Origin of the sequence: Shewanella morhuae (assembly GCF_900156405.1) — a bacterium.
Taxonomy (GTDB): Bacteria; Pseudomonadota; Gammaproteobacteria; order Enterobacterales; family Shewanellaceae; genus Shewanella; species Shewanella morhuae.
In genome coordinates this window covers 96,549-111,082 of sequence record NZ_FTNN01000008.1, presented here as the reverse complement: position 1 = coordinate 111,082, position 14,534 = coordinate 96,549, and the positions used below count along the sequence as shown (strand labels likewise).

15 protein-coding genes are annotated in these 14,534 nt (G+C 43.8%); 8 read left to right on the top strand and 7 right to left on the bottom strand.

What is annotated here, in order from left to right:
* Positions 1 to 63 precede the first annotated feature (63 nt).
* Positions 64 to 366, bottom strand: coding sequence for a N(4)-acetylcytidine aminohydrolase (yqfB, locus tag BW947_RS11225; protein ID WP_076499773.1), 303 nt, complete (start codon positions 364 to 366; stop codon positions 64 to 66).
* 373 nt (positions 367 to 739) lie between these two features.
* On the opposite strand from yqfB, the gene BW947_RS11220 reads away from it, so the two are divergent.
* The gene (locus tag BW947_RS11220) at positions 740 to 943 is read left to right on the top strand and encodes a DUF2986 domain-containing protein (RefSeq protein ID WP_076499612.1); all 204 of its coding nucleotides are present in this window, start codon (positions 740 to 742) and stop codon (positions 941 to 943) included.
* Between the two features lie 141 nt (positions 944 to 1,084).
* On the opposite strand, the gene BW947_RS11215 is transcribed toward BW947_RS11220, so the two are convergent.
* Positions 1,085 to 2,629: an MATE family efflux transporter gene (locus BW947_RS11215; protein ID WP_076499611.1), complete on the bottom strand. Its 1,545-nt coding sequence runs from the start codon at positions 2,627 to 2,629 to the stop codon at positions 1,085 to 1,087.
* A 43-nt stretch (positions 2,630 to 2,672) separates the two neighbouring features.
* On the bottom strand, positions 2,673 to 3,530 hold the full coding sequence (locus BW947_RS11210; protein WP_076499609.1) for an ion transporter: 858 nt from the start codon (positions 3,528 to 3,530) through the stop codon (positions 2,673 to 2,675).
* A gap of 187 nt (positions 3,531 to 3,717) precedes the next feature.
* Here BW947_RS11210 and BW947_RS11205 point away from each other — a divergent pair, with 187 nt between their 5' ends.
* From BW947_RS11205 to BW947_RS11195, 3 genes are all read left to right on the top strand, one after another.
* Positions 3,718 to 4,239, top strand: a complete 522-nt coding sequence (locus BW947_RS11205; protein WP_076499607.1) for a L,D-transpeptidase family protein — start codon at positions 3,718 to 3,720, stop codon at positions 4,237 to 4,239.
* Between the two features lie 172 nt (positions 4,240 to 4,411).
* Positions 4,412 to 5,044 (top strand): VOC family protein, encoded by a 633-nt coding sequence (locus tag BW947_RS11200; protein ID WP_076499606.1) that lies wholly within the window; start codon positions 4,412 to 4,414, stop codon positions 5,042 to 5,044.
* A gap of 114 nt (positions 5,045 to 5,158) precedes the next feature.
* The gene (locus tag BW947_RS11195; RefSeq protein WP_006081993.1) at positions 5,159 to 5,419 is read left to right on the top strand and encodes a DUF5062 family protein; all 261 of its coding nucleotides are present in this window, start codon (positions 5,159 to 5,161) and stop codon (positions 5,417 to 5,419) included.
* 103 nt (positions 5,420 to 5,522) lie between these two features.
* On the opposite strand, the gene BW947_RS11190 is transcribed toward BW947_RS11195, so the two are convergent.
* Both BW947_RS11190 and BW947_RS11185 read right to left on the bottom strand, forming a co-directional pair.
* Positions 5,523 to 6,452 carry a M23 family metallopeptidase gene (locus BW947_RS11190; RefSeq protein ID WP_244153247.1) on the bottom strand — a complete coding sequence of 310 codons (930 nt, stop codon included), beginning with the start codon at positions 6,450 to 6,452 and terminating at the stop codon, positions 5,523 to 5,525.
* Positions 6,453 to 6,577: 125 nt separating this feature from the next.
* Positions 6,578 to 7,450: a 6-carboxytetrahydropterin synthase gene (locus BW947_RS11185; protein ID WP_076499604.1), complete on the bottom strand. Its 873-nt coding sequence runs from the start codon at positions 7,448 to 7,450 to the stop codon at positions 6,578 to 6,580.
* A 471-nt stretch (positions 7,451 to 7,921) separates the two neighbouring features.
* Here BW947_RS11185 and BW947_RS11180 point away from each other — a divergent pair, with 471 nt between their 5' ends.
* Entirely contained in the window at positions 7,922 to 8,923 is a 1,002-nt protein-coding gene (locus tag BW947_RS11180) for a cytochrome-c peroxidase (protein ID WP_076499603.1), read from the top strand.
* A gap of 114 nt (positions 8,924 to 9,037) precedes the next feature.
* Here BW947_RS11180 and yejK read toward each other — a convergent pair whose 3' ends face one another.
* Positions 9,038 to 10,066 carry a nucleoid-associated protein YejK gene (gene yejK / locus BW947_RS11175; protein ID WP_076499602.1) on the bottom strand — a complete coding sequence of 343 codons (1,029 nt, stop codon included), beginning with the start codon at positions 10,064 to 10,066 and terminating at the stop codon, positions 9,038 to 9,040.
* Positions 10,067 to 10,143: 77 nt separating this feature from the next.
* Here yejK and BW947_RS11170 point away from each other — a divergent pair, with 77 nt between their 5' ends.
* Positions 10,144 to 10,362 (top strand): YejL family protein, encoded by a 219-nt coding sequence (locus tag BW947_RS11170; RefSeq protein WP_107884088.1) that lies wholly within the window; start codon positions 10,144 to 10,146, stop codon positions 10,360 to 10,362.
* A 66-nt stretch (positions 10,363 to 10,428) separates the two neighbouring features.
* Positions 10,429 to 12,213: a DUF3413 domain-containing protein gene (locus BW947_RS11165; RefSeq protein WP_076499600.1), complete on the top strand. Its 1,785-nt coding sequence runs from the start codon at positions 10,429 to 10,431 to the stop codon at positions 12,211 to 12,213.
* 167 nt (positions 12,214 to 12,380) lie between these two features.
* Here BW947_RS11165 and BW947_RS11160 read toward each other — a convergent pair whose 3' ends face one another.
* A complete protein-coding gene (locus tag BW947_RS11160) occupies positions 12,381 to 13,487 on the bottom strand; it encodes an NADH:flavin oxidoreductase/NADH oxidase (RefSeq protein WP_076499599.1) in 1,107 nt (368 codons plus the stop codon).
* 105 nt (positions 13,488 to 13,592) lie between these two features.
* Here BW947_RS11160 and BW947_RS11155 point away from each other — a divergent pair, with 105 nt between their 5' ends.
* Positions 13,593 to 14,459: a LysR family transcriptional regulator gene (locus BW947_RS11155; protein ID WP_076499598.1), complete on the top strand. Its 867-nt coding sequence runs from the start codon at positions 13,593 to 13,595 to the stop codon at positions 14,457 to 14,459.
* Positions 14,460 to 14,534 lie beyond the last annotated feature (75 nt).

Genomic DNA, 14,534 nt, shown 5'->3' with positions numbered 1-14,534 from the left:
AAAGCGTAAAAAGTTGCCGTGCTGCCTTTTACGCTTTTTTTATGCCCCATTAAGCTGACTATTTTACTGCGGTAACACGTTAAAGCGGATCATAAATAATTGCTCAAGACCAGGATAAATCTCAGCAATGACATTACGTAATTGCGCTAATGTCATATTTTCTTGCTCGGCATGTACATCTGTCAACTCGGAGAGTGACACGGGCGTCACATCAACAATTTGGATATCGCAAAACCAGCGGTCTGTTTCAAAGGTCGAAACCGGTAATATTTGTCCTGACTCAACATGGGATTCCGCTTCATCACGCAGCGTAATAGTTTTAGCACCACTTAAGATGTCACGCTCAAAGCGTTCAAAAAAGGTCATTTTAGTTAGCAAAGCGTATTCCTCTGTGCAAGCTATGAGCGATAGCGCTCACTTTAGTCATTTCAACATCAATAATCGGCAAGTAATATAATGGCTTTTGACCTGCACTAATAGTACGTATTGTCAGTACACATCGAAAAATACGCACCTTCTATTGCATAACCCCAACTCAAAACGCTTATGCTTATTTCTTGTACCAAACGACTTGTACTAAATAAAGGGCTAACGCCTGACGTTGAATGCACGCTTCTTTTTTGACAAAATACAGCAAAGCATGGTCAGCTCGCTCAGATTGAGTTAGAATCCGCCCTCAATTGAGCCCTTGGCCTCATATTCCTGCGCATAGCGGGTGCGAAACGAAATTAGAGACGTCATGAACAAGAAACAAAAAATCATCAAGAAAATAGCGAAGCGCGCCAAGGCTAGACTAAATAAAGTCGACCCTGCCACAATTGGCTTGCCCGCAAAATCTGGTTATGTCTCTAAGGCCGAGCGTGCGAAGCTTGAATCCTTAGAAGCCACTGAAATTGCTGAGACCAGTACGGATAATACCAACGATACGCCTCACATAGGCTGAATACATCGCCAAGATGTTAAGTTTTAAATGCATAAATGCCACTGAATCGAGTGGCATTTTTTGTATGTATTAGCCGTTAATCAACCTTAAGATTAATCGTCAATCCCCAAAACACATTCGTGTTTACGCTGTGCCAAAAGATTATGTATCAGACTTAAGGGATTTTGGAGCTAATTCATTGTCATCGCCACTTATCACCCGCAAAGTAACATCGACTTCTTGTTCTTCGGTTAATTGTGCCATTTGCGCTTGCACTGATGACAGTGGATTAACCGCGCTAGGTGAATGCTCTGCGACGCAGTTAGCAATCTCATCTTGCTTGTTTAATGTGTCGCTCACTGTATACGAAGATAGCTGTTGTGCTTGCGTAGCCACTTTATCCACCAAGCGATAGGCAACTAGCACACCTAAAATACCAAAGAGTATAGAGCCTATCACTTGTCCAATCAGCACACCATAAACCCCGCCCCACAGCGCGCCAAAATACACAAAAGGCACTGTGCCTAATGTGGCTTTGCCAACATTAAATAACGTGGAATATTTGGCCTTACCCAGGTTATTAAATGACGCGTTCGCTACAAATAAAATCCCCGAAAAGATAAAGAACACCGCGATATAACTACAAAAAAAGTTAATAACATCAGCACTGTCACCTTTCATATCGAACACATTAATCAAATGCGACTTAAGCACAAACAGCAATAACGACATACTCAGCACATACGCAGTGCAAAATTGGATGGCTCTGGTCAAACTCTCCCTTACTCTATCAAACTGTCCCGCACCAAAGTTTTGCCCAATGATTGGCCCAATCGCGCCAGAAAGGGCAAAAATCATCCCAAAAGCCACTGGGATCAAACGCCCTAACACGGCCCAACCCGCCACATAAGCATCACCAAAATCGGCAATCGCACGCGTAACAAAGGCATTGCCAATGGGCGTCGCCACATTGGTTAACATCGCGGGCCCAGCAATCGCAAAAATAGGTTTAAGATCTGCGACAAAGTACGCTTTGTTAAAATGACCCAGTAACTGATGTTTGATCACCACCCCGCGACCGGCAATTACAAACACTGCCACTAGTGCCAGTACCGATGCCAATGCAGCCCCTTCTATGCCCATCGCGAACATAAAGATAAAAATAGGGTCTAGCACGGCATTAACACCACCGCCTGCTAAGGTAGACATCATAGAAAGTTTGGCATCGCCTACCGCGCGCAAAGCCCCGCCCAGCGCCATCGCTAAACAAATAAAAGGCAGCGAAGGCACTAAAATATATAAATAACTGGCCGCAAGCACCGCCGTATTTCCACGGGCGCCAACTAATGCCACTAGCTCAGGAATAAAGCTAGTCACAACCACAGCCACCAGCACGCTAATTAAGGTGGTGACGACTGCACTATTGAGTAATAGCCGTTTTGCCAGCACTACGTCTTTTGCACCAATAGAGCGAGACACTAGCGCGCCTAATGCAATTGATAGCCCTATACCAATAGATGTCGTGAAAAACGAGATGCTGCCCGCATAGCCCACCGCAGCGGCAAGCTCATTTTCGCCTAACAAACTGAGAAAAAAGATATCCAGTAAATCCACCACAAATAAGGCAGAAATTCCTACCGCAGAGGTCGAGCTCATTACTAAGATATGGCGTAAAATAGGCCCTTCAACAAACTTGGCTTGCGTCATACGTGTGTTTTACCTATAAGAATAAAAAAATCAGCAACTGCCATTATTTATCGCCTTTTTCAGCGGGAACATCTAATTTATCTAACTCACAACCACAGCGGCTACAATACATGGCATCAAGATCGTGGCCAGTTTTGTGGCATTGGTTACAGCTGCGTAAGTCTCGACTTCGCCTCACCTCATGGGAAATTTCAGCCGTTAAAATACCCGTGGGGATAGCAATAATGGAATAACCAATGAGCATAGTTAACGACGCAATAGCCTGCCCTAATCCGGTTTGAGGAGTTATATCACCGTAGCCAACAGTGGTAATTGTCACAATCGTCCAATACACAGATTTAGGGATTGAACTAAAGCCATTATTAGGCCCTTCAACTACATACATTACTGCACTGAGCACCATAACGATCAAACTGACCGAGAAGAAAAATAAAAAAACCTTTCGGCTCGACTGCATCATTGCTTTAAGCAAGACATTACCTTCGCTTAAATAACGCAGAAGTTTGAGCACTCTGAAGATCCTGAATAACCTCAGTATGCGGATGACTAAGGTAAAGTTAGCACCGGGGAATAACAGCGCTAAATACGTGGGTAATACCGATAACAAATCTATTAGCCCATAAAAACTGCGAGCATACAGCACAGGATGGGTGGCACAGTATAAACGTAGACCATATTCAATCGTAAATATGACAGTAAAAACCCATTCTAATACACGAATAATTTGACCATATTCGCGATGAAACATTTCAACTGTATCGAGGAAAACCAAGCCGACACTCAGCACAATACACAACATTAAGCCGATATCGAAATAGCGACCTGCGGGAGTATCTGTACCAAAAATAATGAGGCGTAATTGACGCTTTAATGGACTTTCGGATTGAATATTCTCAGGCATACAGATACACACTTCCTTGCAACTAACGTATTAACAGAGGGGTTACAACATAAATATGCCACGAGTCTGCCATGCAATTGCACTCAGCTCAAAATAATCTACTCACAGCGCGGTAAAATTACGGTATGATGCCGAAAAGTTAACAATCCATCTCATTCAACCCATGAGTTTATTTCCGAGGACTTTAATGCGCGCCACCCTACTTTCCACATTGACATACCTCACTGTGACTATCGCGGCACTGGCTTCACCCACATTACATGCCTCAGGCGCTTCTGGCATGGGTAAAGTGGATTTGGTGGTGATCACTAAATCTGAATCCCGCATGGCTTTACTGCGCGATGGCAAAATACTAAAGCAATATCACATCGCTATGGGTGATTTACCCGCTGGACATAAGTTAAAGGAAGGTGACCAACGCACACCTCAAGGGCGCTATACCCTTGATTATAAAAAGTCAGATAGTGCTTATTATAAATCGATTCATATTTCCTACCCCAATGAAGAAGATAAATTGCGCGCAAAAGCCCTGGGCATTAGACCTGGCGGTATGATCATGATCCACGGCCAAAATCCTAAATCGTCATTGTCGCCACAGCAAGCCCAACAATACAATTGGACTGACGGCTGTATCGCAATTACCAACGCCGAAATGGATGAAGTATGGAAAGTGGTCGATGAAGGCACCCCGATTGAGATTTGGCCTTAATCTTAGCCCGCTTCCTATCGCAATATACCGATTAAGCATGAACAGAATATCCAATACGCCCAGTTTAATGGGCGTTTTTATTTAACGTTAAATCATGCTGTTAGTTGAATTATCGCTACTTATTTCAATTAAAGAATAGAAACTAACAGCAATAAAATCCCTTGGAGTCTCTATGGCTAAATCTAATGAACTCACTGCACCGTTAACTGCCGGCATCAGCTATGAGCAATTAACGCAACACTGGCCAGTCTTTGAAACGCAAATTTTGGCTTTACTCGACACCTTAGATTTAGCGGATAAAGCCCTGTTTTGCGATCACGTGGCACTGCGGGTTAATTCCATCACCAGCGCCGATGCACTGCGAGAGGCTTTTAGTCGCGTGGGAAATATTATTTCAGATAATATAATTAACGGCCGCACGATCCTTATTATCGAATTAGATACACCACTCACTCTCGGACAATTTCGCATTGACTGTGTTGAATTACCCTACCCCAGCGATAAAGTCTATCCACAAGAAGGGTGGGAACATATTGAACTGGTGATTGAATCAATGGCTGAAGATTGCCAAACCCTTAGCCAAGATTTACTAACTCTATGCCCTACATTAAAGCCATTGTTGCAACCAACACCATCAACCCCAGAGATTAGCCCCTACCAAGCCATCAAGGTTAAGATGAGCTCGCCAAAAGGCGATAAGGAACGTTTAGCCAACCCAACGATCGCTTTTAAACACGATAATGTGTGCATTAAAGTGCACTCCCATGGCATAAAAGCGGTCATTGCGAGTGAACAGCAAACATAAACAATAGAAATAATTGATATACCGCGCGGTTCCAAAGTGAGCCATAAGGTAAGCTGCTAATTGCAATCATTAATGCAAGCATAGTAGGCTCGGTGTGCAACCAGAGGAACGCTAATGAAGCCACATAAAAATGAAGCGCAAATATTGAAATTTGCCATGGAAATTGGCGTTGGCTATGCCAAAAAACGCGGTTATGCTGATTTTGATAAAGGTATTTCACCTAAGGATAAGGTTGAGTGTATTTACCGGTTATTAGTCACAGATAACTTAATCCAACCACTGGCTAAAGATAAAGAAGATGGGCCAAACATGAAACACAAGCTAATTTTGTGGATCACCCGCCAACTGCCAGCCGATCATCCATTGCTAAAATAATTTGCTAGTACACTTGCTCTTAATGCTCAGTAACACGAAGTTTTAACGGTAAGCAGCACACAAAAATGGCGCAACATTGCGCCATTTTTATATAGTGTTAAACTTAACCTTTTACAGCCGTTTTCTTCGCTTTCTCATTTGCCAATACCGTTGCCAATACCGTTGCCATTGGCGGCACTATGGTTGTGGGATCAAGGCGCATTTGATACCAGTTTACCCGCCAATCTAGATGTGGGCCATTAGCTCGACCTGTCGCGCCAACCTCTGCCACAGCTTGGCCTTGCTTAACCACTTCACCTGTTTTGACGTAAAGCTTACTTAAATGTAAAAAACTCGAGCTCACGCCATATCCATGATCGATCACCATAGTCCCGCCAGAATAAAACATATCAGGCACAGAAAGACTAATAACACCATCAGCCGGCGCGACCACCACTGTGCCGGTTTTTGCCGCCACATCTACACCAAAGTGTGGATTACCTGGTACATCATTATAAATACGTTGACTACCATATACGCCTGAAATGCGGCCCGTTAATGGCCAAATAAACTCCTGCATAAATGCGGTTTGATTGCTAAAGCTCGCTCGCGCGGCTTTTACCTGCGCGCTGTCTTTTGCTGCTCTTTGCTGTGCTACGGGATCGGGCTTCATAATTTTTGAGCTGATCCCTTTTACACTTTGAATATCATACTCACGCTTAGTCAAGGTCAAGGGTTTAACCTCAGTTAAGCCGCTCGGATAAACCAAAGTTAACTGCTGACTCAATTCACCATCACGATCAAAACCAAAGGCAAAATTACCATCAGAGGTTACCTTAATAGCTTCACCATTTAAGGCAACCTGAGTCCCCGCAGGCACGTGACCCCGCATTAATGCGCCTTGCTCTAGCTTACCCTGTAAATTCACTTGTGCTTGCACCTGAGGCGTAAGCACTGAACCTATAATTAATAATGCCGATAAGCCACGTGCAGAGCGTAAATAGCTAATGAATACACGATGAAATAACCGTGGCGGTATATGTGTTTCAAACATTTTCACAAAAAATCCTTATCTGTAATCAACTAATCTGCAGCCAAATAATACTATAATCAATAAGACCACTGATTAAGTCAGTCGTGCATCTGTGGTGCGCTCAAGCAAGCAACCTATCTTAACGTTTATCCCTTAGTCACTATCGCGCCTTTGCCTACTCCTTCAAACGCTACCACTTTAAACTGGCTGGTGGGGACTTTTGCAACCAAGGTCGTCGCAATAAAATCAGCTAACAACTCCACCGTGGTGTCGTGCGGGATTAAATCACAACAATTTTTTGGGATCGCTAATTGGAAGTCCCCTTGGGGCGCTTGATAATGGAAACCATAGTGCGTGTCGTCACAGACGCGCGTTTGCGCCGATAGGCTAAGGCTATCAACAGACACTAAATCCTCCTCACTCCCTAAATAAATATCGTGCCACCGCTTAGCCCAATACTGATCCCATTTGAGTGCCGGATGACCATTTTCAAAAATATGAATAGGGCTACGATGTCCATGGGCAATACGTTGGCAATTACCATCATGCTTACGTAAACCATGGCTGTAATGATAATAAGGCGTATCGAGGATTTCGTGCCTCAACGTTAGAGTAATCCCTTCAACATTTTTCGGTAACGTTTCACGTAACGCTTTTTGCAGAAATGCATTAACGCTTGATAGATCAATTTGTTCACTCGGTACTAAAGCAAATGCTTGCGACGGGCAGGCCAAATGCATTGGGCCCAATAAGCTGTCAAAATCCATCCATACTCGATCGCCCTGCTGCTGCCAACGCACATTACTACACGCAGTGGGTACTAATAAACGATGATCGGCTACCATATCAATCGTTTGTTTTATCGTGCGCTTCACTTTTGCAAAATCGAGCAACATATTTTGCTCGTCTAATCCGCCTTCAAGCAGTACATCAACAATCCAACTCTCCCCCACCATGCCACGCTTAGTGCACAAGTAAGAAAAGTCGATTACCGTTAAATCTTTTACAAATAGTTGCATTGATGCTCCTCAGCAGAAAACAGTCCGCCTATTTATTTAATAGCACGACTTAGCAATGGCTAAGCGTACTCACTTGAGGCTCCAACAATGAAGCACTCAATATTGAATGGGGATTCTAATCAATTCTGTCTATTGCCGCGACACATGAATCCACTTGGGGTTATATATATGCAGGTATTGATGACAGAAACAGGATTATTGAAGGATGACTAATCGATAACATAGTCAAATGGACAAATACAAGTAAGGGATATAATGATGATGTATCGAGCCTGACGATTGGTGGGCAACATCTTGAGTCAAACAACAAGCCTAACTGAGTAAGTAAATAAAAACAGTGCATTAGATCGCAAATACTTAATCCGCAACAGCGATAGACCCAATCGAAATAAAGCGTTACCACTTGACAACATTAGTCGCTAAGCTCCTTATAAACCACAATCTAAGTAAGGTTATATAGAGGGAAGCAACATGATCAAACTCACCGCTATTGCTATTATCATTACGGGCATTTTAGTGAATGCCCACGCCGTCGCTGCCGAGCCCATCGAAGTCATAAAGGCCGTGAAGATTACCGAACCAGAAAAAGTCGAACTCGGTAAAATGTTGTTTTTTGAACCAAGACTGTCTAAGTCTGGTTTTATCTCTTGTAACTCTTGCCATAATTTAGCGACAGGTGGTGTTGATGCACTCCCCACATCTATTGGTCACCATTGGCAGCAAGGTCCAATTAATTCACCCACAGTGCTTAATGCCGACTTTATGCTGGCACAATTTTGGGATGGCCGCGCCAGTGATTTAAAAGAGCAAGCTGCAGGCCCTATTGCTAACCCGATGGAAATGGGATTTACCCACGATCTTGCCACAGAAACGATCAGTTCTATACCCGCCTATCGAGCTCGTTTTGCTCAGGTTTATGGTGATGAAAAAGTCAATGTTGACCGTTTAACCGATGCCATTGCCGCCTTTGAAAAAACCTTAGTGACACCAAATAGTCCTTTCGATCAATATTTATTGGGCAAGCAAGATGCTATCAGTGTGGATGCAAAAGCAGGCTACCAGCTCTTTAAAGATAAGGGTTGTGTGAGCTGTCATAACGGTCCCGCCGTTGGTGGCACTATGTATATGAAAATGGGCTTAATTAAACCCTTCCACACCAACAATCCCGCCGAAGGCCGCAAAGGCGTCACGGGCAAAGAAGCAGATAAATTTGTGTTTAAAGTGCCAACACTGCGCAATATTGAGTTGACCTATCCGTACTTCCATGATGGCAGTGTATGGGAACTTGAAGACGCGATTAACACAATGGCGGACATTCAACTCGGCCAGAAAATGTCAGATAAAGAAATCAAAGAAATGCTGGCCTTTCTTGTCAGCTTGACGGGCGATCAACCCCAAATCGTACTTCCTATATTGCCACCATCAAATAAGAACACACCGCGCCCAGAGCCATTTAACCAAACGAGTCATTAAATCGCAGCGCGGTTCACTAAATCGATATAGATAGCGTTAATCCCAACAAAAAGGCCGAACGTAACTACGCTCGGCCTTTCACTGTCTAGATTAAAGCGATGGCTTAATCAGTCGCTATTCGCCTTTAAGACGACGGTCGAGCTGATCTTTTAAGTTTGCTGGCACACCTTTAATTAAAATTGTGTCAGAAATGGGATCGTAAATCACCCGCTGGCCTAAATGTCCGCCATCAAAACTTAAAGTTAATCCCCCACCAGTGCCCGAAAATTTCTTTAGTTGGCGCAGGGTTGATTTATCAGCTGGAAACTCTTCATCAAGATCATAATTACCACCACGGGCAAAATCATAAAAAGAGTCCATGCCTTCATCAGCGAGCTCATCGGCCAAGTCTTTAATTTCGATATCAGCACCTTCATCAAAGCGCTCACTGCAATATTCAAACACTTTATTACGGCACTGCTGGCGCTCGTCTTTAGTCAGCTCACTGCTGGCAACAAAATCTTCAACCGCATTCATTAGGGTTTTGTTTTGCGCTTTGGTGTTTACACCTTCAACGCAGCCCATAAAATCGAGGAAGAAGTCAGCGACTTTACGTCCCGCACGGCCACGGATAAAGGAAATATATTTACGGGATTCTTTATCTGCTTGCCACTCGGTCAAATCAATACGCGCCGCCAATTGGATATTATTTAAATCCAAGTGGTTATTTTGCGACAGTTCCATATCATCTAACACTGTCATCGACGATTTAGCACTTAACAAGGCCACGAACAGATAATCGCTAGTGATGCTGGTGTAGCAAGACATCAGCAAAAATCCGCCTTGGCTAAAGTCATATTTCGACAACTCTTCTTGTAGTAATTTACTGGCTTGGCCTGAAAACTCCACAAACCCTAAATCGTTACTACGGTATTGAGTTAAGGCATTGGCAAAAGCGGGGTTAGCCTCACCGTCATCACCCTGAATGCCAAAATAGCCAAAACCTTTACCGGCTTTGCCCGTATAAGTCTGGTGTAATTCGTCGAGCATCATCTCGACCGCCTGACCGTTCAGCAGAGGTTGAGGACGCAAACGGCAGCGTAATTGCCCCTGACTGTCCTGGGAAATCTCGTGAATAATTGCGTGTTCGATGTTAATACTCATAAGCCCTGATAGTGATACTGGGATAATTCCGCTATTATATGCCGCTAATCCATTCCAAAGTGAAACATTTTTTGATTATGGCAATCCAATCTAAATACTCAAACACTCAAGTAGAATCATTAATCGCCGAAATATTGGCGGTGTTAGAAAAGCATAAAGCACCGACAGACCTGAGCCTCATGGCATTGGGTAACTGCGTGACTAACCTGCTTGAACGTAAAGTGCCCAGTGAATCACGTAAAACCGTAGCTGAACAATTTGCAAAAGCACTCGCACAATCGGTTAAATCCCAGTAAGTTAACTGGGTAATCGTTATCAAAAGCAGATAAGTTACAAGGTCTTTTAGGAATAAACGGATCACTATGGTCGAGCGGAAAAAGCAAATGAGCCGAGACAGAGTCTCACGGCTCATCAACTGGGGACATTGGTTCGCCTTCTTCAATGGCATATTAGCCATGATAGTTGGCTGCCGATATATTGGCAGTGTGGGTTATCCTGAAACCTGGTATGGCTGGATTTACCTTGGTGTCAGCACTATTGGTCAGTTTAGCTTTCTCGCTTTTATTGCCTACTTAATCTGTCTATTCCCACTGACCTTTATCTTGCCCTATTCAAAGATATTAAGGGGTATTGCGGCAGTAATTGCGACGTTAAGTCTATGTATTTTATTATACGACACCATTGTTTATGCCGATTATGGTATGCACTTAAGTCCTTTTGCCTTTGATTTAGCTTGGGCAGATCTTAATGCCTTGCTCCATGGCACTTCTTATATCGTCACGCCGTTAGCCATTATCGCCATAGAACTTACCGCGGCTAACTTTTTATGGAAACGCATTGATAAAATTCAAAAGCTAAATTTAGGCAATAAAGTGATTACCTTAGTTGGCGTGTGCTTTATTAGTAGCCACTTGATCCACATTTGGGCCGATGCAGCCGATGTTACCGAAATTACCCGTTTAGACGAGATTTATCCGCTATCTTACCCAGCAACAGCGCGCTCCTTTATGGAAAGCCATGGTATAGACGGTTCATCCCAAGACGAAAACCACAATACCAGTGTATTGAATTATCCTGAGCAACCGCTCACCTGCCAAGCTGACACGAAACCGAATGTGTTAATGATCACCATCGACAGTTTACGCGCTGATATGGTCGATAATAGAAACATGCCATTCTTATCCCAGTACACTGAAATCAATCAATCTTTTACCCAACATTTTAGTGGTGGCAACCAATTTAGAACCGGTATGTTCTCGCTGCTTTATGGTCTACAAGGCAGCTATGGAGATGCCCGCATTTTTAATAGCACCAGCCCAGTATTAACCCGAACCTTTCAGCAAGCAGGTTATCAACTGGGACTCTTTATACCCGAAACGAATCTCAAATTACGCTCATCACAGGCGATGTTTAATGATTTTTCGCCAGTGGTTGCTAACGAAAGCAATGGTAGTGCCGATGCTGACTTGCAAACTGTAGCCAATTTTAACCAGTGGCACAGTGTTCAAGATAAACCTTGGTTTGCACTGCTCAACTTAAAGGCACCAGAAAATTTCGATACTCCAGTAGGATTTCTCGGCGTAGAAACAATAAAAGCGGATCCAGCCTTAACGCCGGCGCAAAAAGTATTGTTTAACCAGTATCGCCAATCATTGTATTTTATTGATCAACAACTTAAAGCGATTTTGGCGCAGGTATCGAGCGACACCTTGGTCATTATCACTGGTGTGAATGGTAAAATATTTACCAGTAATACTGATGAAGCTTACCGCAATTTATCCCCACAGAGTGTCAAAGTGCCGTTAGTTATTCACTGGCCCAAAGCGGCGAGTGCGAGCAAGGTCAAATACCGAACCAGTCATTATGGCTTAGTCCCCACACTGATGACTCATATTTTAGGTTGTACTAATCACACTACAGATTACAGCGCTGGTCGCAGCCTACTGCAACCGAGTAAAGAAACGTGGATTTATATTGGGGATAGTACTATCTTCGCCATTTACCAACAGGCTGAAGTCACCGTGATTGACCGCCACGGAAAGTACCGTATTTATGATGAAAATTATCAACATAGACTCAATAAAAAAATGAGTGCGCCAGAGCTTATTGAAGTGATGCGTGAAGGCCGGCGTTTCTATAACCATTAATATCATCTATAGCTTAGCAATGAGCTCAACTGAAAAGCCCCACTCTTCCAAGAGCGGGGCTTTTTTGTATTTGGGATCTCAAGATCATATCTTTGCCGCTAACGCAAAAAGCCACTATCAATTGATAGTGGCTTTAAAAATAAGCTCAAGCTTGAGTCTGCTATCGACTAATCGGCTTTGACTGTTGAGTAACGCTCTAACCAATGTGCATAAGGGGCCGGTAATACCCAAGATGGACGGGTAATTTTTAACGTTTGCGCCGCTTGATATGGCCAATGCGGATTAGCTAAAAAGGCTTTTCCTATCATTACCAGATCCATTTGTTCATCTTCAATTGCGCTATTAGCGTGTACTGGATTATCCATGCCCCACGATGTGGCCACAGGGAAGCCGACTTCCTGTCGAACACGCGCGGCAATAGGCGCTAAGAATGCAGGGCTCCAAGGAATATTGGCGGTCGGTGTTGAGAAACAAATACTAACATTAAGCATATCCAAACCGGCTTGTTTAAATTGCTTTACCAAGGCGATTGACTCACAAAGAGTTTCTTCATCTTTATGGTCAAATTCAATCACGCCAAATCGCGCAGTTAAAGGTAAATGCTGGGGCCAAACTGCCCGTACTGCTGCAACCGTTTCTAATAAAAAGCGGCCACGCCCTTCTGCGCTGCCGCCATATTTATCGGTACGTTGGTTAGCATAAGTTGAGAAAAAGCTCTGGGCTAAATAACCGTGGGCAAAATGCAATTCTAACCATTCAAAGCCAGCCGCTAAAGCGCGCTGCGCTGCCGCAACAAAATCCGCTTGAACACGCTCAATATCTTCAACCGTCATGGCCGTAGGTACAACCGGTAAATTAGCACCAAACGCCGTCGCTGAGGGCGAAATAGGCTGCCAACCTTGTGGATCATCATGAGCAATATGATCATCGCCTTCCCACGGAATATGGGCACTCGCCTTACGGCCGGCATGACCAATTTGAATCCCTGCCACAGCGCCCGCATTTTTAATCGCGCTAGCAATCTTAGCTAAACCTTGTGCTTGTTCATCATTCCATAATCCAAGACATTTTGGCGTAATGCGTCCTTCTGGAGATACCGCAGTGGCTTCAACCACCACAAGTCCAGCGCCGCCTCTGGCAAGACTAGCGTAATGTACCTGATGCCACTCGTTAGTGAGGCCATCAGTGGCTTGGTATTGACACATAGGCGCTACAGCAATACGGTTTTTGAGGGTGATATCTTTGAACTTAAAAGATGAAAATAAATCGACCATGGGATTTCCTGTTTCTGTTGTCGCTACAATTCAATGGCGACAGACTAGCCCCATCGTGCCATAATTAAAAGCACATATAGATTATAGATTTGATAAAGTTTACTTATGATAAATCCACAGTGGCTACATACCTTTGCTGTTTTGGTCGAGAAAGGCAACTTTACTCGCACGGCGGAAGCTATCGGGATTACTCAGGCGGCCGTGAGCCAACATATCAGTCGCTTAGAAGATAGATATGGCACACTATTTTTGCGCCGTACCCGCCAGCTTGAGATCACTCCCGTAGGGGAAAATCTGCTCACCTATGTAAAAGAAGTCGAGTGTGCCCAAAAACGCCTACAACAAAAGCTTATCCACGATGACACAGATACAGGCGATATAAGCCTTATTACACCAGGCAGCATTGGGCTAACCCTGTATCCGCTATTACTGGAGTTACAAGAGGCGTTTCCTAGGCTTAATGTCCGCCATCGTTTTGCGCCAGATAATGAGATAGTGGCCTCTATTTTAGCGAACGAACATGAATTGGGAATGGTGACATTAAAGCCCACCGATCCACGCATTACGAGTACCTATTTTACTGAAGAACCCTTGGAATTAGTGGTGCCTGCCAGTCAGAAAAATACCGAATGGCCTGATTTACAAAAACTCGGCTTTATATCTCACCCAGATGGTGAAGCGATGGCCACTCGCCTACTTAGCCGTAAATGCCCCGATAGCCCCAGTATTCAAGAAATCCCCTACCATGGGTTTACAAACCAGATAAGTTTGATCCTCGAACCTGTCGCAAAGGGGCTTGGTTTTACCGTGATCCCACAATACGCCCGAAAAGCCTTTGAGCGCCAAGAAGATATTTATGTTGTGGAATGTGGTAGCCAAGTCGTAGACACCATTTGGCTTATCCACCGAGCGGAATGGCCTTTATCACTGCGAGCACAAAAAGCCATTGAATTTTTAAAAGGTAAAATATAACGCCTCTTTAGTGGCTATTGTAGTAAAAGCTAACGCCCTTATATTAAAACTCTTATTTATAGAATCGAAACCATA